This window comes from Bacteroidota bacterium, from assembly GCA_016194975.1.
Taxonomy (GTDB): domain Bacteria; phylum Bacteroidota; class Bacteroidia; order Palsa-965; family Palsa-965.
The window spans coordinates 354,327-378,716 of record JACQAM010000007.1 but is presented as its reverse complement, the minus strand read 5'-3'; the positions used below and the strand labels follow the sequence as shown (position 1 = coordinate 378,716).

26 protein-coding genes are annotated in these 24,390 nt (G+C 42.5%); 12 read left to right on the top strand and 14 right to left on the bottom strand.

The genetic code is table 11. The annotated features are described in order from the left end of the window. The first annotated feature begins 101 nt into the window (after positions 1 to 101). The 3 genes from HY064_06190 (at position 102) to HY064_06180 (ending at position 2,634) form a co-directional block, all read left to right on the top strand. Complete coding sequence (locus tag HY064_06190) at positions 102 to 515, top strand: GxxExxY protein (GenBank protein ID MBI3510234.1); 414 nt, start codon at positions 102 to 104, stop codon at positions 513 to 515. Between the two features lie 76 nt (positions 516 to 591). Beyond that, positions 592 to 1,593, top strand: a complete 1,002-nt coding sequence (locus HY064_06185) for a N(4)-(beta-N-acetylglucosaminyl)-L-asparaginase (GenBank protein ID MBI3510233.1) — start codon at positions 592 to 594, stop codon at positions 1,591 to 1,593. Between the two features lie 75 nt (positions 1,594 to 1,668). Further along, entirely contained in the window at positions 1,669 to 2,634 is a 966-nt protein-coding gene (locus tag HY064_06180) for an ROK family protein (protein MBI3510232.1), read from the top strand. Between the two features lie 210 nt (positions 2,635 to 2,844). On the opposite strand, the gene HY064_06175 is transcribed toward HY064_06180, so the two are convergent. The 10 genes from HY064_06175 to HY064_06130 form a co-directional block, all read right to left on the bottom strand. Continuing rightward, the gene (locus tag HY064_06175) at positions 2,845 to 3,963 is read right to left on the bottom strand and encodes a hypothetical protein (protein MBI3510231.1); all 1,119 of its coding nucleotides are present in this window, start codon (positions 3,961 to 3,963) and stop codon (positions 2,845 to 2,847) included. A gap of 82 nt (positions 3,964 to 4,045) precedes the next feature. Next, positions 4,046 to 4,819: a T9SS type A sorting domain-containing protein gene (locus HY064_06170; GenBank protein ID MBI3510230.1), complete on the bottom strand. Its 774-nt coding sequence runs from the start codon at positions 4,817 to 4,819 to the stop codon at positions 4,046 to 4,048. Positions 4,820 to 5,006: 187 nt separating this feature from the next. Continuing rightward, complete coding sequence (locus HY064_06165) at positions 5,007 to 6,224, bottom strand: efflux RND transporter periplasmic adaptor subunit (protein ID MBI3510229.1); 1,218 nt, start codon at positions 6,222 to 6,224, stop codon at positions 5,007 to 5,009. After that, positions 6,214 to 7,347, bottom strand: a complete 1,134-nt coding sequence (locus tag HY064_06160) for an efflux RND transporter periplasmic adaptor subunit (protein ID MBI3510228.1) — start codon at positions 7,345 to 7,347, stop codon at positions 6,214 to 6,216. Before HY064_06160 ends, HY064_06165 begins: the two co-directional genes overlap by 11 nt. A gap of 13 nt (positions 7,348 to 7,360) precedes the next feature. Next, positions 7,361 to 8,590, bottom strand: a complete 1,230-nt coding sequence (locus tag HY064_06155; GenBank protein MBI3510227.1) for a TolC family protein — start codon at positions 8,588 to 8,590, stop codon at positions 7,361 to 7,363. A 3-nt stretch (positions 8,591 to 8,593) separates the two neighbouring features. Continuing rightward, positions 8,594 to 10,528 (bottom strand): efflux RND transporter permease subunit, encoded by a 1,935-nt coding sequence (locus tag HY064_06150; GenBank protein ID MBI3510226.1) that lies wholly within the window; start codon positions 10,526 to 10,528, stop codon positions 8,594 to 8,596. After that, positions 10,515 to 10,751, bottom strand: a complete 237-nt coding sequence (locus tag HY064_06145) for a hypothetical protein (protein ID MBI3510225.1) — start codon at positions 10,749 to 10,751, stop codon at positions 10,515 to 10,517. The genes HY064_06150 and HY064_06145 overlap by 14 nt, the downstream gene beginning before the upstream one ends. Positions 10,752 to 10,779: 28 nt before the next feature. Next, positions 10,780 to 12,054, bottom strand: a complete 1,275-nt coding sequence (locus HY064_06140) for an efflux RND transporter permease subunit (protein MBI3510224.1) — start codon at positions 12,052 to 12,054, stop codon at positions 10,780 to 10,782. Between the two features lie 16 nt (positions 12,055 to 12,070). Then, entirely contained in the window at positions 12,071 to 12,418 is a 348-nt protein-coding gene (locus HY064_06135; GenBank protein ID MBI3510223.1) for a heavy-metal-associated domain-containing protein, read from the bottom strand. A 71-nt stretch (positions 12,419 to 12,489) separates the two neighbouring features. Next, positions 12,490 to 12,870 carry a hypothetical protein gene (locus HY064_06130; protein ID MBI3510222.1) on the bottom strand — a complete coding sequence of 127 codons (381 nt, stop codon included), beginning with the start codon at positions 12,868 to 12,870 and terminating at the stop codon, positions 12,490 to 12,492. A gap of 151 nt (positions 12,871 to 13,021) precedes the next feature. Between HY064_06130 and HY064_06125 the strand changes: the two genes are divergently transcribed. From HY064_06125 to HY064_06095, 7 genes are all read left to right on the top strand, one after another. After that, positions 13,022 to 13,837, top strand: coding sequence for a sulfite exporter TauE/SafE family protein (locus tag HY064_06125; GenBank protein MBI3510221.1), 816 nt, complete (start codon positions 13,022 to 13,024; stop codon positions 13,835 to 13,837). Between the two features lie 177 nt (positions 13,838 to 14,014). Beyond that, on the top strand, positions 14,015 to 14,233 hold the full coding sequence (locus HY064_06120) for a hypothetical protein (GenBank protein MBI3510220.1): 219 nt from the start codon (positions 14,015 to 14,017) through the stop codon (positions 14,231 to 14,233). 18 nt (positions 14,234 to 14,251) lie between these two features. Beyond that, on the top strand, positions 14,252 to 14,935 hold the full coding sequence (locus HY064_06115) for a methyltransferase (protein MBI3510219.1): 684 nt from the start codon (positions 14,252 to 14,254) through the stop codon (positions 14,933 to 14,935). Continuing rightward, complete coding sequence (locus HY064_06110) at positions 14,936 to 15,922, top strand: nucleotidyltransferase domain-containing protein (protein MBI3510218.1); 987 nt, start codon at positions 14,936 to 14,938, stop codon at positions 15,920 to 15,922. It begins immediately after the preceding gene. Between the two features lie 2 nt (positions 15,923 to 15,924). Beyond that, positions 15,925 to 17,385, top strand: coding sequence for a B12-binding domain-containing radical SAM protein (locus tag HY064_06105; protein MBI3510217.1), 1,461 nt, complete (start codon positions 15,925 to 15,927; stop codon positions 17,383 to 17,385). After that, positions 17,372 to 18,166, top strand: a complete 795-nt coding sequence (locus HY064_06100; GenBank protein MBI3510216.1) for a class I SAM-dependent methyltransferase — start codon at positions 17,372 to 17,374, stop codon at positions 18,164 to 18,166. Before HY064_06105 ends, HY064_06100 begins: the two co-directional genes overlap by 14 nt. A gap of 6 nt (positions 18,167 to 18,172) precedes the next feature. After that, a complete protein-coding gene (locus HY064_06095) occupies positions 18,173 to 19,543 on the top strand; it encodes a radical SAM protein (protein ID MBI3510215.1) in 1,371 nt (456 codons plus the stop codon). Positions 19,544 to 19,552: 9 nt separating this feature from the next. Here the strand turns inward: HY064_06095 and HY064_06090 are convergent, their stop codons facing one another. The 3 genes from HY064_06090 to HY064_06080 all read right to left on the bottom strand — a co-directional run bounded on the left by HY064_06090 (position 19,553) and on the right by HY064_06080 (position 20,702). Next, positions 19,553 to 19,858 carry a hypothetical protein gene (locus HY064_06090; GenBank protein MBI3510214.1) on the bottom strand — a complete coding sequence of 102 codons (306 nt, stop codon included), beginning with the start codon at positions 19,856 to 19,858 and terminating at the stop codon, positions 19,553 to 19,555. 81 nt (positions 19,859 to 19,939) lie between these two features. Further along, positions 19,940 to 20,290 (bottom strand): hypothetical protein, encoded by a 351-nt coding sequence (locus HY064_06085; GenBank protein MBI3510213.1) that lies wholly within the window; start codon positions 20,288 to 20,290, stop codon positions 19,940 to 19,942. A 133-nt stretch (positions 20,291 to 20,423) separates the two neighbouring features. Further along, the gene (locus HY064_06080) at positions 20,424 to 20,702 is read right to left on the bottom strand and encodes a hypothetical protein (protein ID MBI3510212.1); all 279 of its coding nucleotides are present in this window, start codon (positions 20,700 to 20,702) and stop codon (positions 20,424 to 20,426) included. 143 nt (positions 20,703 to 20,845) lie between these two features. On the opposite strand from HY064_06080, the gene HY064_06075 reads away from it, so the two are divergent. Further along, entirely contained in the window at positions 20,846 to 22,036 is a 1,191-nt protein-coding gene (locus HY064_06075) for an MFS transporter (protein ID MBI3510211.1), read from the top strand. Position 22,037: 1 nt separating this feature from the next. Then, positions 22,038 to 22,670: a hypothetical protein gene (locus HY064_06070; GenBank protein MBI3510210.1), complete on the top strand. Its 633-nt coding sequence runs from the start codon at positions 22,038 to 22,040 to the stop codon at positions 22,668 to 22,670. 181 nt (positions 22,671 to 22,851) lie between these two features. Here HY064_06070 and HY064_06065 read toward each other — a convergent pair whose 3' ends face one another. Continuing rightward, complete coding sequence (locus HY064_06065; GenBank protein MBI3510209.1) at positions 22,852 to 24,282, bottom strand: T9SS type A sorting domain-containing protein; 1,431 nt, start codon at positions 24,280 to 24,282, stop codon at positions 22,852 to 22,854. Positions 24,283 to 24,390 lie beyond the last annotated feature (108 nt).

The window sequence follows — 24,390 nt, the reverse complement described above, 5'->3', positions numbered from 1 at the left end:
CTGGGAACGGAATGCGGACGGTGCGGACATGCGGAAGTACTTATCAACATGACTTGACATTTTGTTTTGTCGAAAATACTTTTGCCACAAAATCATTACTTATGGAAAAAATATTAAATGAAAAATTGCTTTATGCTGATTTGACTTATGTCATTAACGGATGCGTTTATGATGTTTACAAATCAATCGGTCCTGGACATTTGGAGAAAATTTATCAGAAAGCATTATCAAATGCATTGAAGAAAAAAGGTTTGATTGTGCAAGAACAAGTTACTTGTAACGTAATTTATGATGGAGAAAAGATCGGCAACGGGCGAGTTGATTTCCTGATCGAAGACAAAATCATTCTTGAACTAAAGCGTGGAATATATTTTAGTTCTGGTGATTATGCTCAATTGAATCAATACCTGTTGTCAATGAATAAACTCTTAGGACTCATGATCCGATTCTCGAATGACAGAGCATTGATCAAGCGGGTAATAAATACTAACTTGGTTGGGAAGAAACCTGGTTGATTTGTATTCCGCACGTCCGCACCGTCCGCATTCCGTCCCCTCTTAGTACCTTTAGTCAAATTATCACCCCGTCTCCATGAACAGAAAGTCATTTTTAAGAACAGGAATTCTCACCACGGCACTCGCTGCAACAGGCGTGTCTTCATTTGCTATGAGTGATAAAAAACAAAAATTAGGCAAAAAGAAAAATCCAAATTCAACGGAAGGATTTCCTATTGTGATCTCCACCTGGAAACACGGAATGCCTGCGAATGATGCAGCGTGGAAAAAATTAAATGACGGCGGTTCTGCTACCGATGCAGCTGAAAGCGGTGTGATGGTTGTCGAAGCAGATCCCACCAATACTTCCGTTGGCCTCGGCGGATATCCCGATCGGGAAGGAATTGTTACGCTCGATGCAAGTATCATGAGCGATGATGGAATGGCAGGATCAGTTTCATTTGTACAGGGCGTTGCGCATCCGATTTCACTTGCAAGAAAAGTGATGGAGAAAACTCCCCATGTAATGATTGTTGGAAGTGGCGCAGAACTTTTTGCAAAATCAGAAGGAATTGAAATTCTTCCGAACAAATTGAATGGCGTTCAGAAAAAAGCGTGGGACGATTGGTGCAAAGAAAAAAATTACAAACCGGTGATCAATATTGAGAATCACGATACGATTGGATTGCTCGTGCTCGATAAGAATGGAAAATTTGCAGGCGTGTGCACAACGAGCGGGCTCGCGTGGAAAATGCACGGGCGCATCGGCGATTCTCCCGTCATTGGCGCAGGATTATTTCTCGATAATGAAGTCGGCGCTTCAACATGCACGGGCCTCGGTGAAACTGTTTTGCGCACACTTGCATCACACACTGCTGTGGAAATGATGCGTCACGGCGCTACTCCACAGGAAGCCTGCGAAGAGGCAATTAACCGCATCGTGAAAAAAAATACTAACTATAAAGATTTCCAGGTTGGAATTCTCACCATAAATAAAAAAGGGGAACACGGCGCTTACGGATTACAGAAAGGATTCAACTATGCACTTTACCAGCATGATAAAAATACTTTACTCGATTCTGATTATTTTGTGAAATAGAACTTAGAGCTGGGAACTTAGACTATCGAGTTGAAAAAATAATTCTCATCTCTCAGTTCTAAACTCTCAGTTTTCATCTCTCATAACATGAAACAACAAGTAGTAGCAGGAATAGACATCGGCGGAACGAATACAGAGATCGCTCTGGTGGATCGCGAAGGAAAAATTCATTTCAGCGCGAAGATGGATACGCGTTCTTATGCAACTCCGGAATTATGGGTGGAGGCAGCCGTTACACACATGAAAAACGGGTTGAGAAGTACGGGAACTGAACTCGTTTGTACAGGGATCGGCGCACCGAGCGCGAATTATTTTACAGGAAGTATTGAATTTGCGCCCAACATGCCGTGGCCCGGAATTATTCCATTGACCGCAATGATGGAGAAAGAAACTTTTCGTCGCTGTAAACTTACCAACGATGCGAATGCTGCTTCGCTGGGCGAGCAACTTTTCGGCGATGCAAAATGGCTGAAAGATTTTGTAGTGATCACACTCGGAACCGGGCTCGGAAGCGGATTTGTTGTGGATGGCGATGTGCTTTACGGGCACGATGGTTTTGCAGGAGAATTAGGACACGTGATCGTGGAAAAAAACGGGCGGCTCTGCGGTTGTGGAAGAAAAGGTTGTCTCGAAACTTATGTATCTGCAACCGGAATTGTAAATACGGCGAGAGAAATGATCGGATCCGATAAAGAAAAAAGTGAATTGAAAAGTATTCCGCTCGATCAACTCGAAAGTAAACACATTGCATCCGCGGCCGAACACGGAGATCATCTTGCCCTTCGACTGATGGATTTCACCGCAGAAAAACTGGCATTTGCACTCGCGAATATGGTAACGGTAACAAGTCCGTCGCATATTTTTCTTTATGGCGGACTTGCCAAAGCAGGAAAACATATTCTCGAACCAACAAGAAAATATTTTGACGAATATATTCTGCGCAACTACAAAGGAAAAGTGAAAATAGAAATGTCGGGATTGCCGGATAATGCGGCTGTGCTTGGCGCTGCTGCATTAGCGTGGAAAGAAGCAGGGCTGTAGAGAAAAAATAAAAATTATACAAACGCTAAATCCCAAACTCCAAACGAACTCATGAAAGTTTTGGAATTTGTTTTTTGGGCATCTCTAATAACTTCGAACTGCTGCGTTGGGCTACGTCCTCAAAATCCTCATTTACGAAAAGTAAACTCCGGTTTTTCGGACTTGCCCGCCTTGCATTTCTGTGTTTTTAGAGATGCCCTTTTGTAATTTTCATTGGGATTTTTTCTCAAGATCCATTCCGCATTTCGGACATTTTGCAGGAACAGTAGAAGTAACTTCCGGATGCATGGGGCAATAATAAACAGCAGCTGAACTGTTTTCCGGTTTTACTACGCCACTTTTGTAAGTGAAAAAACGGTAGGACAAACCAACTGTTAGCTGGAAATGTGAACCGACCTGCACACGATTCACATATTGATACAAAGGAATTTCACTCAGCCCGAAAATTGTAAAACTCTTGTAGGAATAACTCACCTGAGGAACGAAAAGAATTTTCCTGCTGCCGGTCGAATTGATATCAACATTGTACATGGCAACAAGATCCACATTTTTTGCAGCCTGCATTTTACTCACATGCTCACCTTTTACCTGTAGCGTAACTCCAAGTTTTTTAAATAAGGTGGTACCGAAGAAAAGTCCTACACTGGAATAATCGCCCATTTTTTCCCCAAGCGGATTCCATCCTTTTTTGATGTAAAGGACATTTGCAAACAACCTGAAATTCTTCAGTGGAAATCCACGGAAAAAGAATCCATAAAAAATAAAATCGTTTGAACCGCTCGTAGCCTGAATCGATGGGGGAGAAGTGGTGTACGTATTATGCCCGTTGTACGGATTGATGTAAACCAGTGTAGAATCATTAAATCTCCCTAATGGAATTTTATATCCCAACCCCACCGTAATTTCTGTTCGCTTTTTTTCTTCCGTATGATTGAAAAGGTCATACCGCGGAAAAAATATCAGGTCGCCGATGCCTGACGAATGCCACTTGATCGTATCAATGTCTTTTAAACCACTTTGTGTTTTGTTCAGGTAATATCCGGATTCAACGGACATCGTAAAATTTTTGCTGATACCATAAGCGGCTTTTAAATACAAGTAGTCGCTTCTGAAATTATCAAACAGCGGCAAAGTATCCCTGTCTCCGGCTTTGAAGGTATTGGTGCTGATGTATTGGTAATTTGTGGCAATTTCCATTTGCCGGTCTAGCAAAACTCCTTGTGAAGCTCCACCCGCAATCGGACTTCCGCTTCCACCTGAGCAACATCCCTGCGAAAATATTTTACCCGGCAACACCAACATCAAAAGAAGGAAGAGAACTGAACGCATGATCGGAAGATTTTAAAATGTTCGACAGAAAAAAACCTGCATTAATTTTTATAAAAAATGCAGGCTCGAAATTTTTGAAAAATTAGTTGGCAATAACCATCCTCGTAGTTGCTGAATTTTTTCCATCATTCAAACGAACGAAGTAAACTCCGTTGTTGAATGTTGTGAGATCAACAGCAACCTCATGTTTTCCTGCTGTTTCTTTTGCAAGTGAAACCGTTTCTACTTTTTCACCCACCACATTGAAAATATCTAAAGTCACATCAGAAGTTTTTGCAAGATCGAAACTTACTGTTGTACTGTTTCCAACAGATGGATTTGGATAAACATTGAGCTGCGCGAAAGAAGAATTGTTTGTGTTGATCCCGGTAGCGAGTGCATTGTTGATCGCCGTCTGCATAGCAGAAGCATTCACCGTTCCGTTCACATTATAATAAACTGTTCCGTTTGCTCCTGCGAGAATAACAGTCTTCTGCATTCCAGCTGTTCCATAATCCGTCATACTAATAGAGGCATTGGAAAAAGTGGCATCGGTGGTAATGCTGTTCGTACTTGCCCAACTTGTGAGTGTGGCACAGGAAGTATTTGCATAATCATCGGTCAGGTAAAATTTAACTACACCAGGATTTGAAGATGCGTAACCCGCAACAGTATTTGAAGCTGTTGAAGCCACACTGATGCACGCACCGCAAGGCATTACCCAGGTGATCACAATAATTTTTCCGGCAGCGAGCTCGGTAAAAAGATCATGATTATTTCCTGCACAATCATTGCAGTTGAAATTTACAGCCGTCTGTGCGTTCATTGAAAACGCTCCGAGAAATGCGGTGCTGAGAAGGAGTAAGGTTTTTTTCATGTGGTTAGGATTGAGCGTTGGGCTTTTTTGTTTTTAATTGAGTACTAAAGTTAAACCATTTTAGGGTGAATTCCGGCTTTTTTCTTCTTAAACCTGCACGTTTATTTCAAATTCTCCAATGAATTTTCAAACGACTTGATCTGATTTAACTTTCGCTTGATCTATTTTAACAGGGCATTCATGGGCATCAATGATGATCCATTTTCATATTGCCCATCGCATTGCCGGCACTTCCGGCAAACGGATATTTTCCACGCGCGAAAACATAATCGCTATAGACAAGGTAAGCGCCCGAAGTCACCACTTCTTCTCCTTCGCTCAAACCGGAAATTATTTCAATTTTTGTTTTGGTCTGAATTCCCGTTTCAACTTTTCTCGCCTGGTATGTGCCGTCTTTGATCCTGATCCAGATGTGCGAAAATTTTCCGTTCTGTATTACTGCATCTGTTGGAAGTGTTATGGCCTTTTTTGTTTTTGAACGAAGAACCACGAATGCCATCATTCCCGGAATGAATTCTTTCTTTGCATTCGACACCCTGATGCGGAGCAGGTTTATTTTTGTTTCCGGTTGCAGTGAAGGATTTGCAAAATCAATTTCACCTTCGATCGTTTCGTCTGGAAATGCTTCCGGCGTGATCTCTGCTTGATCTCCGAATTCAAATGTTCCGAGTTCGCCGGAATAAATTTGCGCTTCCACCCACAAGGAAGAGAGATCGGCCAATTTAAAGATGGTACTTCCTTCATCAATATAATCGCCTTCCCTGAACGGAATTTCTGTGATCGTTCCCGAAACTTTACTGTAAATGTGATTGACGATCGTTGCATTTTTAGAAATTACGAGAGAGTCAATTTGTTTTTCTGTCAAACCCCACAACACTAATTTATTCTTCGCCGATTCAGAAAGTTCTTTGTTATTCGTTGATCCCGAAAGTGAATTGATGCGATCGAGTGCAAAAATATATTCCTGCTCTGCCTGCATAAGATCCCTGCTGTAAACATCATAAATAAGATCTCCCTCACTGATTGATTGACCCGGAATTTTCCGGTACAGTTTTTCGATCCGGCCGTTGAATCGCGAAGAAACCTGTTGCTGTGAATTCTGGTTGATGGCAAAAACTCCGGTGAGTGTTTTTTCTTCGCCAATGCTGTCGTACTTCACAATATTGGTTTGAATATTTCCGAGCCGGATCTGTTCCTTGCTCAGGCGAACAACATTTTCCGTGGTGTCGATCGTAACTTTTGACAAGGGCATTTTACAGAGCGGGCAGGGCCCCGGTTGTTTTTCCATTACCTGCGGATCCATCGAGCACACATAATATTCATTCGCCCCGATCTTTTCCTTCGGTTTTCCACGGCAGGAAAAAAGGAGAAGAATAAGCGCCGGAAAAAATATTTTATTTTTCATCGCCTGGAGTTTTTATGAAATCTTCACTGTCGGAAAGAAAATGTGCTTCGGCTGCTACCTGGTCTGCTCCAGTGAGCCCGCTTCTTATTTCTACCATTCCGCCGGAGTATTGTCCCGTTTCAACTTTTGCCGATCTGAAAGATCCGTCTTTCAGTATCCACACAATTTTTTCTGATCCGAGATCGATCACTGCACTCTTCGGCAACCAAAGCCCGTCAGCATTTCCGGAATTTATTTTTGCATTTACCAGGCTTCCGATCTTGTGCATATTCTTATTGTTATTCACATTCACGCGAATGTTCAGCGTCTTTGAGTCCGAATTAAAAACGGGATCAATAAAGTCAACTGTTCCGTTCATCTGCATGCTGGAATCATTATCAATGTAAAAAGTCACTTCCTGTTTCAGTTTTATTTTCCCGAGGTCATCTGATTTGATTTTCAGCATTGCAACGAATTTCTGTTGATTCACAACATTGAAAAGAATTTGCCCGCGGTCAGCATACATTCCTTCACGCACAGAGAGCAACGGACTCTGCTGGTAACTGGCCATTGAGTTTGTTTCCATTGGTATTTCACGAACGTATCCATCAAATTTGCTGTAAACGGGTAATGAATTCTTTACCACCCGTGAAGATTCGATCTCACGAATCTGGTCGCTGGTAAACTGGAGAAGAATTAATTTTTCACGCGCCGAATTGATCAACGCTGTATCGCCCGCCGAATTCTGCAGCGCATAAACAAAATTTTCCTGCGCCGTCACCAGGTCCGGGCTGTAAATTTCAAAAAGCATTTCTCCTTTATTCACGTGCTGGTAATTGTAACGGATGTAAAGTTTTTCAATTCGCCCCGAGTAGCGCGATGAAATATCCCATTTAGAATAATTGTCGTAATCAATGTAACCGGTGGCATCAACGATCAGCGGAAGAGTTTCCTGCATGGGGGAAATGACTTTGACATTGGAGAGCACAGAGGAAGAGACAGGTTTGAGTACAGAAGAAAAATCGACGACACGTCTTTTCAAAATGTTTGTAGAATCACCGGTTTGTTTTTTTTCTTCAGCAGTATTGCATGAAAAGAAAAAAACAAGCAGCAACCCGCAAAAGCAGGAAAGCGATCGCAACATTGATCGTTCTCTGTTATTGTATCTGCATTTCTCTTTCATAGGAAGCTTGTACATTCAATAATGTTCCGAGATGTTTCAGGTATTCCATTTGCGCCATTTGAAGATCGTCATACGACATGAGCACCATGGTCATGCTCGTTGAATTTTGTCCGTATGCAAGTAAATTGGCATCCAGACTTTTCTGGTAAGCAGGAATTACTTTATTCGAATAAGTATCCACTTCGCGATATTCCGAATTCATTTCTATCGTCAGCATTTGGATCATACTGAAGGTCATGTTCACCATGTTTTGTTTTTGCTGCTGCATGTCAAGGATCTGAAATCCCATAGAGCGAACCTGGCTTTTATATTTTCTTGCCGACCACGGAGCAATATTGATGGTCATGGTTCCCATCACGGAAAACATATCCGGCATACCCATGATAGCGAAGTGTTCTACTTTCAATCCGAAAATGGGACGCGAAGAAAGTGCTGTCATATTTTGTTTCAGTTTCATCGAGTAGATGATGCTGTTCATTTGCATAATATCGCTGCGCCTTGTTTCCAATGAATCTTTTTCCGGTTCAAATAAAAGATTCCTGTAATCGCGGACTACGTTGTTCGTGTCGATCGAAAATGTTTTGCGCACATCTGCATTCATCAGGTAATCGATATTAGCCATGTCGGCGAGGATCATGTTCTGTTCGTGAATGAGTTTTGCCTGCGCTTCTTCTTTTTTTGCCTGCAATAAATAAATGGAAGAAAGATCTCCTTTACCGGTGGCCATTTGTTTTTCTGCGAGATCAATCATCGATTCCAGTGTTGCAATATTCTGGTTGAGGATCGAAATATTTTTTTGCGTGATGTAAATATTGAAATACGTTTCCTTCGCCTGCGAAAAAAGTTTATTGCGCTGATAACAATATTCATTCAGGTCAATGGAGGAAAACGATCCGTAATAAGCACTGGTGGCATCGATCACTTTCCTGTTCGGAAAATTCTGCATGATAGAAATGCGCACAACCCCATTGTAAAAATTATTGAACGAATAAGGATTCTTGTCAAATTCAATTCCCGCAGTCGGCGGCATCCATGCAGATGCTGCAGGGATCATAGCGCTGTCGGCGTTGATCCTGTTTGCATAAGACAACAGGAGCGGATTATTTTTTTGAATGGAATCCAGTACCGCGCGCAATGAGAGCGTTTGCGCACTTGCGTGCATGCACACGCAGGAAAGAAAATAAATGACCAGATTTTTTTTCATGGCTCAGTGTTTGATCGACGATTCTACCATATCCATTTTTCCGAATTTATTCAACTCGTATCTTTTTGTCATTTCAAAAACAACAGGAGTAGTGAGCAACACATGTATCGACGAAGTGAATACTCCGCCGATCATCGGCAACACGATCGGGATCATCACATCACTTCCCACACCGTGCGACCATAAGACAGGGATCAACCCGAAAAGTGCAACACATACGGTCATGATCTTCGGGCGGAGTCGTTGCGCTGCACCGCGGTAAACATATTCGCGTAAGTCAGCATCACTGATCGTTTCGCGCGAATTGCCGCGTAGTTTCACCAGATCGTGCATCGATTCGTGCAAATAGATCACCATAAAAATTCCGGTTTGCACGGCAATTCCGAAAAGTGCAATGAATCCTACAGCTACGGCAACAGAAAGATTCACGTGATAGAAATAGATCATGTACACGCCACCGATGAGTGCGAACGGCACGGTGATCAAACTGAAAAATGCTTCGCGCAGTGATTTGTAAACCATGTAGAGCACGAGGAAAATGATGAAGATCACGATCGGAACAATAATTTTAAGAGTATTCGTAGCACGGATCTCATTTTCCCACTGTCCGCTCCATTCAATGAAATATCCTTTCGGAAGTTTTTTGATCGCCTGTTCAATTTTTTTTCTTGCATCTTCCACTGTACTTCCAAGATCGCGTTCGCGCACATTGAAGAGCACCGTTCCTCTCAGTAAAGAATTTTCAGACTGTATCATGGGCGGGCCTTCAGAAAAAGAAACATCTGCAACAGCAGAAAGTGGAATAGGGCCGAAGTCCTGCGTCTGAATAATTGTCCGCTTAATGTCTTCAATAGAATTCCTGTAATCCTGCGGCAGGCGCGCATTCACACTGAATCTTTTTCTTCCTTCTATCGTCGTGGTGAGTTTCATTCCTCCGATGAGTGATTCGATCACCATATTCACATCGTCAACACTCAATCCATAACGGCCGATCTCTTCTTTGTTGATTTTGATGTCAAGATATTTTCCCCCGGTGATCGGATCTGCGTACAAGTCTTTCACTCCGTCAATTCCTGTCAATGCTTCTTTTATTTTTTGTTCAATGACATTTATTGTATCGAGATTATCGCCCATAATTTTCACACCCACATCAGTCCTGATCCCTGTCGAAAGCATATTGATGCGGTTGATGATCGGTTGCGTAAATCCATTTACAGTTCCCGGTATCTGGAGTTTTGCATTCAATTCATTGATGATATCTTCTTTTGTTATTCCCGGCCGCCATTCATTTTTCGGTTTGAGAAGAATGATCGTCTCGATCATGCTGATCGGTGAATTATCGGTCGCGGTAGAAGCGCGGCCTGCTTTTCCCAATACATTTTTTACTTCGGGAACATCTTTGATGATGCGGTCCTGCAACTGTAAAATCCTTTTTATTTCCGCATTCGATGCGTCGGGCATGGTCACGGGCATGAATAAAATACTTCCTTCATCGAGCGGCGGCATGAATTCGGAACCGAGACTCAGCATCATCGGGATGGAAATGCAAAGTGCAGTGAAATTTATTCCGATGGTGAGCCATCTCCATCGCAAACAGAATTTAACAACGGGAGAATATAATTTCTGCAGAAAACTATTCACCGGATTTTTGGATTCGGGTTTGAATTTTCCTTTCAGGAAAAAAGAGGCGAGCACCGGCACAAGTGTCACTGCAATGAAAGCATCGATAATGAGAATGAAAGTTTTGGTCCACGCAAGCGGAGAAAATAATTTTCCTTCCTGTCCCGTGAGCAGGAAAACAGGAAGGAAGGAAGCCACTATGATGATGGTGGAATAAAAAGCGCCTTTGCCGATCTGGTGACTGGCACGTTCTATAATGGCAAGGCGCTTTTCTTCTTTATGTTTATTTTCTTCGTTCACCGTATTATTTTTTTTCAACTTTTGTCATATCCATTCCGCACTTCGGGCATTTGCCGGGCTGATCAGAAACAACAGACGGATCCATTGTGCATTGGTAGAAAGTTGACCCTTTCGTAAGTTTAGCAGTGTCGAACGCACTGATCTTTGCAGAATCGCCTCCTGTTTTTCCGGAAGAGGAACTGTTGCATGCGCCGAATGCGAGTGTGAGTGCGCAGATGGAAATAAGAATTGTTTTTTTCATTTTGTTTTTGGTTTTATTTGTTTTGATTTTATTTTTTGGAATCTTGTTCCGATTCGGCAAGATGCCGGTATGAATTTTCAACCATTACAATTCCGTCATCGACCACCACCCCGATCGCAAGCGCTATTCCTGTTATGGACATGATGTTTGATGAAATGCCGAATGCCTGTAGTAAAATAAAACTTGCAGCAATTGAAACCGGGATCTGTAGGATGATGATGAGCGCGCTTTTCCAGTGAAAAAGAAATAAAAGCACGATGAGCGAAACAACGATCATTTCCTCTATTATAGTTTTCTTGACCGACGAAATGGAAGCTTCTATCAATTCACTGCGGTCATAGGCAATTTTGAATTTCACTCCCGAAGGCAAACCTTTTTCCACTTCCGCCATTTTCTTTTTTACATCGGTGATCACCTTATCGGCATTTTCGCCGTATCGCATCACCACAATTCCGCCTATCACTTCACCATCGCCGTTCTCATCAAAAATTCCGAGCCGCAGATCGCCGCCCATCTGCACCGTGCCGATGTCTTTTACAAGGATCGGTGTGGTGCCGTCTTTCCCAACAGGAATATTTTCTACTTCAGAAATATTTTTGATGTAGCCCATTCCCCTCACGATATAACTCATATCACTCATCTCGAATTTTCTTCCGCCCACATCATTATTATTCGCCTTGATGTTTTTCAGAACATCCATCAGCGAAATATTGTAATAGTTCAATTTGTTCGGATCGATATTCACCTGGTATTGTTTCTGAAATCCGCCGAACGATGCCACTTCACTTACTCCATTCACCGTTTGCAAACCATACTTTACATACCAATCCTGCAACGCGCGCAATTCCCCGAGATCATACCCGGGCGCATCGAGCGTGTACCAAAACACATGGCCCACGCCTGTGCCATCGGGGCCGAGCGTAGGCGTTACTCCTTCCGGCAAAAGTCGCTGCGCATAATTCAATCGTTCCATCACACGTGTTCTCGCCCAATAAATATCCACGTCGTCATTGAAAACGATGTAAACAAAACTCATCCCGAACATGGAAGTCGCACGGATGTTTTTTACTTTCGGAATTCCCTGAAGGTTGGATGCAAGCGGATACGTGATCTGGTCTTCGATCACTTGCGGACTTCTTCCCATCCATTCCGTAAAAACGATCACCTGGTTTTCCGAGAGATCAGGAATGGCGTCAACAGGATTCTGCTTCATGGAATAAATTCCCCATGCGAGTAATCCCCCGCTGAAAAGTAAAACCAGCCAGCGGTTACGGAAAGAAAGTGAAATGAGTTTCTGTACCATTTTCAATTACGTGATACTAATTTTTTTTCGGCCGCTCATACTGGCAGCATTTCGGCAAACCATTATAAGTAGCATCCGGTGCAGTGGCATATTGATTGTCATAACCTACGGCAGCAATTTTTTCACCGATCTGTTTGATCGTGATCTTCGAAGGATCGTAAGTCACGATCAGCATTTTGGTTTCCGTGTTCCAGTCTTTTGAAATGACGCCGTCTTTTTTCTTCAGCGATCCTTCAATTTTGGATTTACATGTTTCGCAATTACCATATACTTTAATGGTATCTGTTTTGGTTGCACTTTGTGCAGCGCCGGCAATGCTGAATACAAGAACGCAGCAAAGCAGCACAATGATTTTGTTTTTCATGATCATGAATTTTTAAATAAAAGGAATGGCTTCGTTCCGCGATGAAACGAAGAAAACTAAAAGGGGAAAACTTAAATGAGAAGAGATCCGTGAAGGATGTTCAGCGCGACTGAACGGCCTGGAGGAGAATGATCACGGTTCAGGTTTGAATTCTGGCGGCTGACCAATAAAGAGAAGTGTGCCGCAGAAGACGGAGAATAATTAATGAAATCGAAAGATACCGGCGCAAGCTGGCTTCCGGTAGAAACGTAACTGCTGCTGATCTTCTGGAAAACTATTTTTTTTGAGGTGCAGCATTTGCTATGGTCTTTCTTTTTGCAGCAACAGGAAGCATTACCGCTCAAAGCAAATGAGTAATTCTTCTGCATCGGGCAGTAAGCAATACTCATTGTAATTCCCAGTGTTTCTACGAGGAAAACAAATGCAAAGAAAAGTATGAATGTCTTTTTCATTTGTTGCGCTTATACAAATATAAGAAATTTACTTTTGATGTTTTGAGGCCATCTGTTTGCACATTTTAACACGTTGCAGAAAATGCAAATGCAGTGAATGAATACGGCGAGACAATTCGGGAGAATATTTTACTTTCACGGGCAATTTAAAATGATAATTCTCGCTTACATCACGGTGTTCATCATGGGAATCCTGCTTGGTTTATTCGGCGGAGGCGGATCCATTTTAACGTTGCCCATTCTTGTTTACATGCTTCATCTTTCTTCTTCGAAAGCCACTACGTATTCTCTTTTTGTGGTTGGTGTTTCTGCATTCATAGGCGCGTTGGGTTACATCAGGAAACAACTCATTTCGTGGAAAGCGCTTTTCTTTTTCGGATTACCTTCTTTAGCCGCCACTTATTTCATGCGCGTGAAAGTGATGCCGGCATTTCCGGAAAGCATATCTATTCTCGGAATTATTTTTTCAAAAGATGTTTTCATTCTTTTTCTTTTTGCCGCGCTCATGATCCTCGCTTCTGTATTTATGATACGGCCGCCGAAAGTGATCCGGAAAGATGATTACTCAGAAGCACGCAGATTCAGGTATGTGCTCATTTTTATTTCCGGCGGGCTCATCGGAACGATCGTGGGTTTTCTCGGGGCAGGCGGTGGCTTCATTATTATTCCTGCGCTTGTTATCCTTGCCAATTTGCCAATGAAAAAAGCAGTCGGAACTTCACTCGGACTCATCTTCATCAATTGTACCATTGGTTTTGGCGGCGACATTATTAAATGCAATCAACCGGACTGGAATCTTTTGCTCGCTTTTTCCGGTGTCGCGGTGACAGGAATTCTTTTCGGGTTGTGGCTGTCAAAATATATTTCCGGGGCAATTCTGAAAAATATTTTCGGATGGGTGATCCTTGTACTTGGAATTTCGATCATTGCATTCGAAGCTTATAAATTGAATTCATCTTCATTATGAATCTCACCCCCTTCATTTAAGGGCATCTCTAATAACTTCGAACTGCTGCGTTGGGCTACGTCCTCAAAATCCTCATTTACGAATAGTAAATTCCGGTTTTTCGGGCTTGCCCGCCTTGCATTTCTGTGTTTTTAGAGATGCCCTTAATTAAGTTGTATTTTTGTAAAAAATAATTCTATGAAAAAATTTCTCGTCATCGCCGTTATCGCCTCTTCATTCCTCGCATCATGCGGAAATAAAGGAGGAACGACTTCGAACACCGACAGCATGGGGGCCCCGGCTGCTAAAACTACGCAAGTGAAATACCAGTGCCCGATGAAATGCCAGCGTGATACAACGTACGATAAACCGGGGAACTGCCCTGTTTGTGGTATGCCCATGAAAGAAGTGAAATAATTTTTTCATTTTCCGGTTTTGAATCGTATCGTAAAGAAGTTGCTCAACCGGACCTGGAAGCCCATTGTTCGCCATTATCTTCGTAAGCAAAGAAAATATAAATACGGAACGATCAGCGTACTCATTGATCCCGGTGTTTTTCACCCGGGATTTTTTTATTCTACAAAAGCGTTGTTGAATTTTATTGCGGCACAGGATCTCAATCGAAAAAAAATAATAGAAGCGGGATGCGGATGCGGAATTCTCAGTATCGCGTGTGCACATGCGGGCGCGCAACAGTTTGCATTCGATCTTTCGGAAAAAGCAATGAAATGTGCGGAAAATAATTTTTTACTGAACAATGTTGAAGTCCGACTTTTCTGCTCCGATCTTTTTGAAAAAATTCCAGCAGAAAAATTCGATCTGATCCTGGTGAATCCTCCTTTTTATTCCGCCGATCCGGCAACAACAGAAGATCGTGCCTGGTATGCCGGAAAAGATCTCGAATTCTTCCGCAGATTTTTTCGCGACGCGGGGGATTTTATTTCAAGGACTGGGAAAATTATTATGGTGCTTTCTGATGATTGTGATCGTGATAAAATATTTCATATCGCTTCGGAATCGGGATGGAAAGAAGAATTGCTGAAGACTGAATACCATTGGGGAGAAAGCGTTTTTATTTATGAATTACAACTTCAGGATTATTTAGGTAAATTGCGTTGAATGTATTCCACTCTCAAAGAAAATCTCAGCACATCACTTTCTGCTACAGCCGTGGCCGTCATCAATACCATAATTTATTTCGATATTTTCCGTCATCCGCTGACGACCGACGAGATCCATCGTTACTGCCAGTGGAATAATCCTTCCCTTTCTGAAGTTGCATTTGCGATCGAAGAATTTTCTGCGAAAGGAATACTCGAAGAAAAAAACGGTTTCTGGTTCCTCAGCGGGAAAGAAGAATATGTTGATCTCAGGGGCGAGCGTATGGCGCGTGCGTTGCGTTTCCAGAAAAAAGCGAAAAGATTTTCTTCTTTCATTTCTTCATTTCCATTCGTGGAGGCGGTTTTCATCAGCGGATCACTTTCAAAAGGGACGATGGACAGGAACAGTGACATTGATTATTTCATCATCACACGCCCGGGCAGGTTGTGGGTGGCGCGGACTTTTCTTGTCCTGTTCAAAAAAGTATTCCTGTTGAATTCGAAAAAATATTTCTGCGTTAATTATTTTGTCGATTCCCATGATATGTCCATTCCCGACCGGAATCTTTTTGTGGCAACGGAGATCATTTTTCTGAAAGCTATGCGCGGGGGAATGTTGTGTGAAAAATTCCTCCAGGAAAATAAATGGGCGGAACTGTTTTATCCGAATACGGAGAAAAAAGTAATGGAGGAATCACCGGGCGTACGGTCGACTTTACTAAAACGAATGATGGAAAAAATATTCTCAGGAAAATCAGGCGATCGTCTCGACAATCGTTTCTGGAAAATGACATTGAGGAGATGGAAAAGAAAATTCCCGGAAAAAGATCCGGAGGTTTTCGAAAATAAATTCCGCTCAAAAAAAAATACATCCAAACATCACCCGAATGGATTTCAGCAGAAGGTGATCAGTGAATTGAGCAACAGGAGATATTTTCTGGAGAGTAAACACAGGATCTCAATTCCTGCCGCCAACTGGGAATGGAAAATTGCAAAACCAGAATGAACATGCGCGTTCTTTTTTCTCATTCCTGGTTCATGCATTTCGATCAGAAACAAGATCGGGCTGCGCAACCTTATCCGCCATACGGTACAATTCTCGCTGCTGCATTCCTCCGTGAAAATGGACACCGTGTTCAATTGTTCGATCCGCAATTCTCGAACCGTGCCGGTGAATTGATCCCGTTCATGGAGAAATTCAGTCCGCATGTGTTCGTAATCTTTGATGATGGTTTCAATTACCTCACAAAAATGTGCCTGACCAATATGCGGGAAGCTGCGTTTGAAATGCAGCGCGTTGCAAAAAAATTTTCCTCCACGGTCGTCGTGTGCAGCAGCGATGCAAGTGATCATTATGAAAAATACCTCGACAACGGCGCCGATTTTGTTATTCGCGGCGAAGCTGAACAATCGTTGCTGATGCTGGTGAATGAACTCAGGAAAAAAAATATTCCCGAAAATATTCCGGGATTGGTTTCCAGGAAAAATGGAAAGACGATCTGCAACAGGAACAGTGAAGTGATGAAAGACCTCGATCTTTTTCCTGTTCCTGCGTGGGATCTTCTGGACATTGAAAAATACCGCTCAGCGTGGATGGCAGCACATGATTCTTTTTCTCTCAACGTTGCTACCACGAGAGGATGTCCGTACAAATGCAACTGGTGCGCAAAACCGATCTACGGCAATCGATACAATTCACGCTCACCGGAAAAAGTAGTGGAAGAACTTTCGATGCTTCAGAAAAAATTTAGTCCTGACCATTTCTGGTTTGCTGACGATATTTTCGGATTGAAACCGGGCTGGGTGAAAAAATTTGCGAATATTCTCGAGGTGAAAGGACTGAAAATAAAATTCAAAATACAATCAAGGGCCGATCTGCTCGTGCAGGAAAATTATGTGAATGATCTCGCACGTGCAGGATGTGAGAGCGTGTGGATGGGCGCGGAAAGCGGATCGCAGAAAATTCTGGATGCAATGGAAAAAGGGACGACTATCGGACAGATCAGGGAAGCCACGCGCTTGCTGAAAAAAAACAACATTCATCCTGCGCTTTTTCTCCAGTTCGGTTATCCCGGCGAGATGAAAGAAGATATTGAGAAAACAATTGCACTGGTCGATGAACTTCAGCCGGATGATATTGGAATTTCTGTTTCCTATCCATTGCCCGGGACAAAATTCTATGAAACTGTGAAAACAGAACTCGTTCAGAAACAAAACTGGTCCGATTCCGATGATCTCGAACTGATGTTCAGTAATTTTTACCCCAAAGAATTTTACAGGATACTTCATCGCTATGTACACCGGAGATTCCGCCGGAAACAGGGAGTGCGTCTCCTGAAAAAAATAATTCTTTCACCATCCGGCTCCGGGCGAAACGATCTGCGCCGCGTTGCAGCAATTCCATTTTATGCGCAGCTTGAATTTTCAGGAAGAAAAAAATTAGCAGCATTTCCCGATGAACGCAGCTGAGATCGCTTTCGATAAATATGCCGCAAACTATGACGCATCCTTCACGGAAACGTGCATCGGGAAACTGCAGCGCAAAAGAGTTTGGCGTTATCTTGAAAAAAATATTTCTTCGACGACACATCCTGAATTGCTCGAATTGAATTGCGGAACGGGGACAGATGCGGAATGGCTTTGCCGGAAAGGATTCCTTGTAACGGCTACTGATAGTTCTTCCGGAATGATCCGTGCGGCTGAACAGAAACTGAAAAGTGAGAACATAAAAATCATTCAATGTGATATTCGTAATGTGCCGAAAAAATTTTCCGGAAAAAAATTCGATATAATCTTTTCTGATTTCGGTGGAATGAATTGCCTTGATCCGGATTCGATACAGGACGCTGCTGAAAAAATGAATGACTTGCTCAACGGGAGCGGGCGTCTCGTAATGGTGATCATGGGAAGGAACTGCAAATGGGAGCAATTTTATTTCAAAAGAAAGAAGGATATGAAAAATGCGTATCGACGGAGAAATGCAAACGCAGTTGAAGCAGATATTGCCGGGAGCAAAGTGGCAACATGGTACTATAGCCCGGAAGAAATAAAAAAGTATTTCGGAAAATATTTCACAGTCCGGAATTGCAAACCGATTGGTATAGCCATTCCACCTTCTTATACCCGGAACTATTTTCAGCAACATTCCTTTTATCTGGAAATGTTGAATGCCGCTGAATCAATTCTCGGAAAATTTTCCCGTTTGTCTGATAAAGCCGATCATTACCTCATTGATCTTGTGCGAAAATAAATTCACTTGAAAATCGTATTGACACACGGATATTTCCTGGAAGAAGATGAGAAAGAAAAACTCATCATGAAACCGTATGTCCCGCTCGGAATTTTATATATCGGTGCTTTCCTTGAGAAAAAAGGGAAAGCTGTTAATATTTTCGACAGCACCTTTTCTTCGTTTCAGGAGCAGAAAGAATTCCTGTTGAAAGAAATTCCGGATGTGATCGGAATTTATACCAACCTGATGACCAAACTGAATGTGCTCCGGCTGATCACATTTCTCAGGAAAGAAAATAAATTCAGGAGAACAAAGATCATTCTCGGCGGGCCGGAAGTCCGTCATCACGCAAAAGAATTCCTGCAGGCAGGAGCAGATGTGGTGGTAATCGGTGAAGGAGAAGAAACGATGCATGAATTATGTTGTGTTTTTGAAAACAACAAAGAGCTTGCTGCTGTAAATGGAATTGCCTGGAAAAAAAATGAGGAGATCATTTTCAATCCGGAAAGAACACTTCTGAAGAATATAGACGAGCTGCCATTCCCGGCGCGGAATAAAGTGGAACTTCAAAAATATTTTACCGCATGGAAAAATGCGCACGGCTATTCCATGATCTCCATGAGCACGATGCGCGGATGCCCATATACCTGCAAGTGGTGCAGCCGCGCTGTATATGGAGGCACGTACCGGAGAAGAAGCGCAGTACTCGTTGCAGAGGAGATCGAACAACTGAAAAAAAATTATTCCTTCGATAAGATCTGGTTTGTGGATGATGTGTTCACGATCAGTCATAAATGGATGAAAGCATTTCACGATGAAATTATTTCCAGGAAAATAAAGATCAGTTACGAGATCATTACACGTGCCGACCGGCTGAATGAAGAAGTAATACGGCTGCTGAGGAATTCCGGTTGTTTCCGTGTGTGGATAGGAGCCGAGAGCGGATCACAGAAGATCATTGACGCGATGGACCGGAGAGTGGAAGTGAAAGAGGTTTGTGCTATAATACAACTTGTGAAAAAACACGGAATGGAAGCCGGAACATTTATCATGCTCGGTTACCCGGGAGAAACAGAAGAAGATATTCGCGCCACGATTGATCATCTTTCTGATTCTGATCCCGACCATTTCACGCTCACGATCGCTTACCCGATAAAAGGAACGCCGCTTTATGAAGAAACAGAAAAAAAATTCATTGGGAAAAGAGAATGGTCAGTTTCTACCGACCGTGATATTGATTTCAAGAGAACGCACCCGAGAAAATATTATGAGCATGCTTTACGCTGGGTGAATAATGAAGTGGCTTTCAGGAAAAAAAGGAAATCGGGGAAAAATGATGTGAAGTTGAAATTAAAATCGCTGATTTCCAGGGCCAGGATGAGAATGAGCCGATGAAAATAAGTATTATTTTTCCTTGGAGATGAGTCCAACTAATACTCCGAGACCTAAGCCAATTAATCCGCCTATCACTAATGATTCTTGAATTTTTCTTTTTTCTTCTAAAGAAGTTGCATCCTTACGAGCTTTGGCATAATCACCCCACGATTTAAAACCAGATTGTTTTAATGTCGCTTCAATTTGGTCAAGGCTTGCTCCGCTGGTGACCAACAAATGCTCATACTCTGCATACTCCTGTGCAGTCGCTTGGTTATCTCGTATTTTATTCGATAGCTCCCTAATCTTATTCTGTATGTCCAATGTTAAAGCCATTATTTTTTTGTTTTCATTTCTTCTAAAATTCTTTTCATCTCATCCAAAATCTCCTTTGCTTCCATCCGCATCTTTGACATTTCAGTTAATGAGGACACAAATTGCTGAGATTTTAGTTGTTATTTCATCTTTCATTTCCTTCAACTCTTCCTTTGCTTGTTTTCTGGCAGCGCGGTTTGCACTTAACCAATTCACTACAAGAAGGGCGAAAAGTATGCTCAGAAAAACCTGAAACGACCACTGATAATCACTAAATCTAGTGCTTGTTTTTTCATTCTCCTTTGTTAATGCAACATTTTGTTTTTCGAGTTCTGTTACTCTTTCACTAAGTGCTTTATTATCCTGGTACAATGTAGTTATACTATCATTTTTGGAAAAAGTTATTGTTGAAAATGAAAGGAACAATAAAAGGGTGGCAATTGTCTTAAACACAAAATAAAGTTTTTATAAAGGTACTTAAAATACTTCTTTTAAAGCAATGAAAAAGCCACGACACATTGGGATAAAACAAAAAAAATCCTGTTGCGTTTTAGCACAACAGGATGAGGATGTAAGATATCGCTGGTCAGCGGAGATTCTTCGGCGCGTTCGTTGGTTCGATCGGTTTCGCCGGAGTTGATTTCACTCTAACCAGTTTCGATCCGCCTTTTTTGGCAGGAACGGTGTTCTTAGGGGCAGTACTCGCAGTAGCAGTTCCGGTGGAGGCGCGATTATCGGCCGGTGCAGGAGCTGCGGTGGTAGTGGAGGAAGATTTGCTCTTGCTTTTTGGTTTGGTACCATCCTGTGCGGAAAGTGCCAGTGCGGAGAAAGCAGCAAACGCGATGACTAAACTGAGCTTTTTCATTGGTTGTTGTTATTTAGTTGAGAAGAATAAAGCAAGGATAATGCCAAAGGGCAGGGAGTGTTTCTTTGCGGTAACTTTAAGCCGTTAAAATACCACAATTAATGTTTAAGTGGTTAACGCGAACTGTCTTTCTTCTTTCCGTCGTGAGTTTACTCAACGACATGGCCGGTGAATTACTTTACCCGGTGTTGCCACTTTATCTCACATCGATCGGTTATGGTGTAGTATGGATCGGGATTCTTGAAGGTGTGGCGGAAGCAGTGGCGGGTTCTACAAAAAGCTGGTTCGGCGAATGGAGTGATCATCTTGGAAAACGTTTGCCTTTTGTTCGCTTCGGATATTTTCTCAGTGCCATTGCAAAACCTTCATTAATATTTATTGCGTCTCCTTTCTGGGCATTGTTCACGCGTGCGAGTGATCGCCTGGGAAAAGGTGTACGCACGGGAGCGCGTGATGCGATGCTTGCGGAAGAGACAGGACAAAATGTGCGCGGAAAAGTTTTTGGTTTTCACCGCGCAATGGATACTGCCGGTGCATTCATAGGTCCGGTCATTGCTTTGGTGTGGATCGGTTTTCACCGCGACGGAAATTACCGTCCTCTTTTTTATTTCGCACTGTTGCCGGGATTATTCGGTGTTTCTGTTTTGTTCCTGCTGAAAGAAAAAGCCGGGAAAGTGAAGAGCAGTGTTCATCGCAAAAAACTTTTTTCATTTTCATACTGGAAAAGATCGTCGCGTGCTTTCAGGCGGTTGGTGGGAATACTCACGCTCTTTGCTTTATTCAACAGTTCCGACATGTTCCTTCTTCTGCGGGTAAAAGATCTTTTTCCCAATGGTGCAATAATTTCGGGATGGAATATTTCTCCCGCCATGCTGGTGATCGCCTGTTATATTTTTTCGAATTTCATTTACGCGATCATTTCTTTTCCGGCAGGATCATTGTCGGACAGATCGGGCCCGAAAAAAATGCTCATTATGGGATTTGTTTTTTTCGTGATGATGTATTCAGGGATGGCATTGCTTGTGCCGGGCCACAGCGGAAACCTGCGGATCGTTGTGCTGTTATTTTTTATTTACGGATTGTATTCTGCATTCACGGATGGAATTTCACGCGCATGGGTGAGCATGATCTGCGGGCAAGAAGACAAAGGAAAAGCATTGGGACTTTTTTCTGCATTCGCCAGTATTGCCACACTCTTTGCAAGTGTTACAGCAGGATTGTTATGGAAATTTGCAGGGCCATTACCGGTATTCATTCTTCCCTCTCTTGTTGCGGTCATCACAATTTTCTGGCTTATCTTTCTGACGAAAGAACCTGAATTTAAAAAAAAATAACATGAAGTATTCTGTTATTCTCCTTGCGTTTCTTTTTTTCTCCTGTAGTGGTGATCAAAAGAAGGACCCATCAAAAACCGATTCACTTTCTTCAAAAGATTCTTTGAAGAAAGCGATGAGGCAGGATCTTCAGCCGGCTGATGAAATTCACCAGTTCAACTGGATCTACAGTGCATTTGCGGATGCCGCTACTTCAGGTAAAGATTCGCTCGCCGATAAATTCATTTCCCCGAATGATGGATTGTGGATCATTTATGCGCCGGGTGCAATGCCGGAGTTCGAGAACGTAAAACATTTTGACGATTTTGACTGGAATGGAAAAAAACTTCTACCGTTAGATCGCAATAACATGATGGCGGTTCCGGTAGAAGGAGAACTGCCGGTTGCTGATTGCAATAAAAGCAGCGGCTATTCCAAAGAGGGTTGTTTTACAACACAACTCAATATTTTTGCAGATGAAAAGGCGTGGACGTATTCGTCGCTTTCGGAAACCGACCAGGGCAAGGTGAAGCAACTGGCATCGAAGATCACGAGAACCGTGGTGAATACTGCTGTCGGTAAATTCTATTTCACACTTTCGGGAAGCACCTGGTACCTTACATTTATCGATCTGAGAGTGCCGTGCGATGCGTAGGGTTGATTACAGATAGTACAGATATGCAGATTACAAAAGCTATCGCTCAGGATTGCTTCTCCCGATTAAAATCGGTATCGCTATGACCCGTGCACGATCTGTATATCTGTACTATCAGTAATCCTCGATAAAAAAAACAGCCGGATATTTCCACCCGGCTGCCATAGAATTATTTTTCAGATTATTTTACAATAATTTTTTCCGTGAATATTTTTTCTCCGGAAAGAATTTTCACAAAATAAATTCCTGCCGCCTGTGAAGAGAGGTTCACATTTACACTTTGCGAATTCGATTCGGAAGAATAGATCATTTCACCCAGATCATTCATCACTTCCACGCGATCGATAGTTGACGGAGACTGGATAATAAAAATTCCATTGGAAGGATTCGGATAAACGAATGGAATATTTTTCAATCCGGAGAAAGCAACAGGGATCGAAGTGGTGAGTGGTTGTGTTTTGAAATGCATCTCATCTACTTTCAGATCGGAGCCCACATAAGTCAGTGCTGAATCCTGCCACAGTGAAGAATTAATATTGATGATCACGGAATCGGGCGCCTGCGCGAGGTTAAATGGAATATCAACGAGTTGATAAGAAGCTGAAGCTCCCAGGCGTCGTCCAAACCAATTAATGGAATTTCCATTCAGAATATAATTCATATCCACTTCAGCAGAATCATTTCCTGATGGCAAATACTTATAATAAAATTCAAGCGTGTCAATTTGGTTGGTGAATGCATTGCCTCCCAATTGGCAATTGCAGGAATTACTCCACATACCTGTAGAAACACTGGAAGAATTTGCTGCCGGAGTTGAATTAGGTCCACGCTGACCGAGATACGTCATCAGTTCACAGGCGAAATTTCCCGCAACACGATCTGTAGTTTGTGTAACGCTTGTTCCGGCGTCATTGGTATTCGAATACCAGTTCGTCGGACTATAAATTGTTTGACTGTTCCATGTTTCAAAATCCCCGTCGAATTGCGCGGGCTGACTTGCAACACCGGTGAACGTAAGACTGTCGAGCTGGAACATGCTGTTATTCATCACCAGGTTGTTGTTGAGAAAATCGCTTGAAGCTGCAGCAATGATCACCGTGTCGGGTGCAAAGGGAAGTGCGGGAGAAAATGTAATGTTGAAAGGGGTGTAAGAATTATGCACTCCGTAAAAAGGTAAAACATAAACGCCAATGTTCGCGCCGTTCAGTTTAAATGAAAGGAGGATGCGTGCCGTATCATTTCCCAGAGTATTGTTTTTATAATAACCGCGGACTCCTGTCGCCTGCTGGTTGTATGGAATTCCACCGGGCCAGTAATTTGTTGGAGGTCCGTTCGGATTTCCATTGATGAAATATCCGAAACAGGTATCCGCGCCAATGTGAGTGACGAGTTGAACCGCATAAGCGCCGTGGTAGTAGTCAGATGTTTTTAAACAGTTGAATGGAACCTGGCAGCGCAAAAATGCTTCAGGATTTGAAGTCTGGGTTGCAAAGGAAGGATACTCGTAAGTTCCGGTAGTCCAGTTTTCAAAATTTCCATTGGGAATGGAGTTCTGTGCCTTTGCAAATGAAAGGCAGAAAATAAAAACTGAAAGCGTGTAAATTTTTTTCATGAGGTTTGTTTTTTTGGGTTGGGTTACCGGAAATAAATCTATTTCCGATGGGAAAGCAAAATTAACCTTTTCATGGAAATAGCAATTCAGTAACTTAGAGTAATGAAG

What these genes read in the sequence shown, in the direction of transcription:
- HY064_06190 (MBI3510234.1), top strand. Translation starts at nt 102, where the DNA reads ATGGAAAAAATATTAAATGAAAAATTGCTTTATGCTGATTTGACTTAT.
- HY064_06185 (MBI3510233.1), top strand. Translation starts at nt 592, where the DNA reads ATGAACAGAAAGTCATTTTTAAGAACAGGAATTCTCACCACGGCACTC.
- HY064_06175 (MBI3510231.1), bottom strand. Translation starts at nt 3,963, where the DNA reads ATGCGTTCAGTTCTCTTCCTTCTTTTGATGTTGGTGTTGCCGGGTAAA.
- HY064_06170 (MBI3510230.1), bottom strand. Translation starts at nt 4,819, where the DNA reads ATGAAAAAAACCTTACTCCTTCTCAGCACCGCATTTCTCGGAGCGTTT.
- HY064_06165 (MBI3510229.1), bottom strand. Translation starts at nt 6,224, where the DNA reads ATGAAAAATAAAATATTTTTTCCGGCGCTTATTCTTCTCCTTTTTTCC.
- HY064_06160 (MBI3510228.1), bottom strand. Translation starts at nt 7,347, where the DNA reads ATGTTGCGATCGCTTTCCTGCTTTTGCGGGTTGCTGCTTGTTTTTTTC.
- HY064_06155 (MBI3510227.1), bottom strand. Translation starts at nt 8,590, where the DNA reads ATGAAAAAAAATCTGGTCATTTATTTTCTTTCCTGCGTGTGCATGCAC.
- HY064_06145 (MBI3510225.1), bottom strand. Translation starts at nt 10,751, where the DNA reads ATGAAAAAAACAATTCTTATTTCCATCTGCGCACTCACACTCGCATTC.
- HY064_06140 (MBI3510224.1), bottom strand. Translation starts at nt 12,054, where the DNA reads ATGGTACAGAAACTCATTTCACTTTCTTTCCGTAACCGCTGGCTGGTT.
- HY064_06135 (MBI3510223.1), bottom strand. Translation starts at nt 12,418, where the DNA reads ATGAAAAACAAAATCATTGTGCTGCTTTGCTGCGTTCTTGTATTCAGC.
- HY064_06130 (MBI3510222.1), bottom strand. Translation starts at nt 12,870, where the DNA reads ATGAAAAAGACATTCATACTTTTCTTTGCATTTGTTTTCCTCGTAGAA.
- HY064_06125 (MBI3510221.1), top strand. Translation starts at nt 13,022, where the DNA reads ATGATAATTCTCGCTTACATCACGGTGTTCATCATGGGAATCCTGCTT.
- HY064_06120 (MBI3510220.1), top strand. Translation starts at nt 14,015, where the DNA reads ATGAAAAAATTTCTCGTCATCGCCGTTATCGCCTCTTCATTCCTCGCA.
- HY064_06110 (MBI3510218.1), top strand. Translation starts at nt 14,936, where the DNA reads ATGTATTCCACTCTCAAAGAAAATCTCAGCACATCACTTTCTGCTACA.
- HY064_06105 (MBI3510217.1), top strand. Translation starts at nt 15,925, where the DNA reads ATGCGCGTTCTTTTTTCTCATTCCTGGTTCATGCATTTCGATCAGAAA.
- HY064_06100 (MBI3510216.1), top strand. Translation starts at nt 17,372, where the DNA reads ATGAACGCAGCTGAGATCGCTTTCGATAAATATGCCGCAAACTATGAC.
- HY064_06090 (MBI3510214.1), bottom strand. Translation starts at nt 19,858, where the DNA reads ATGGCTTTAACATTGGACATACAGAATAAGATTAGGGAGCTATCGAAT.
- HY064_06080 (MBI3510212.1), bottom strand. Translation starts at nt 20,702, where the DNA reads ATGAAAAAGCTCAGTTTAGTCATCGCGTTTGCTGCTTTCTCCGCACTG.
- HY064_06070 (MBI3510210.1), top strand. Translation starts at nt 22,038, where the DNA reads ATGAAGTATTCTGTTATTCTCCTTGCGTTTCTTTTTTTCTCCTGTAGT.
- HY064_06065 (MBI3510209.1), bottom strand. Translation starts at nt 24,282, where the DNA reads ATGAAAAAAATTTACACGCTTTCAGTTTTTATTTTCTGCCTTTCATTT.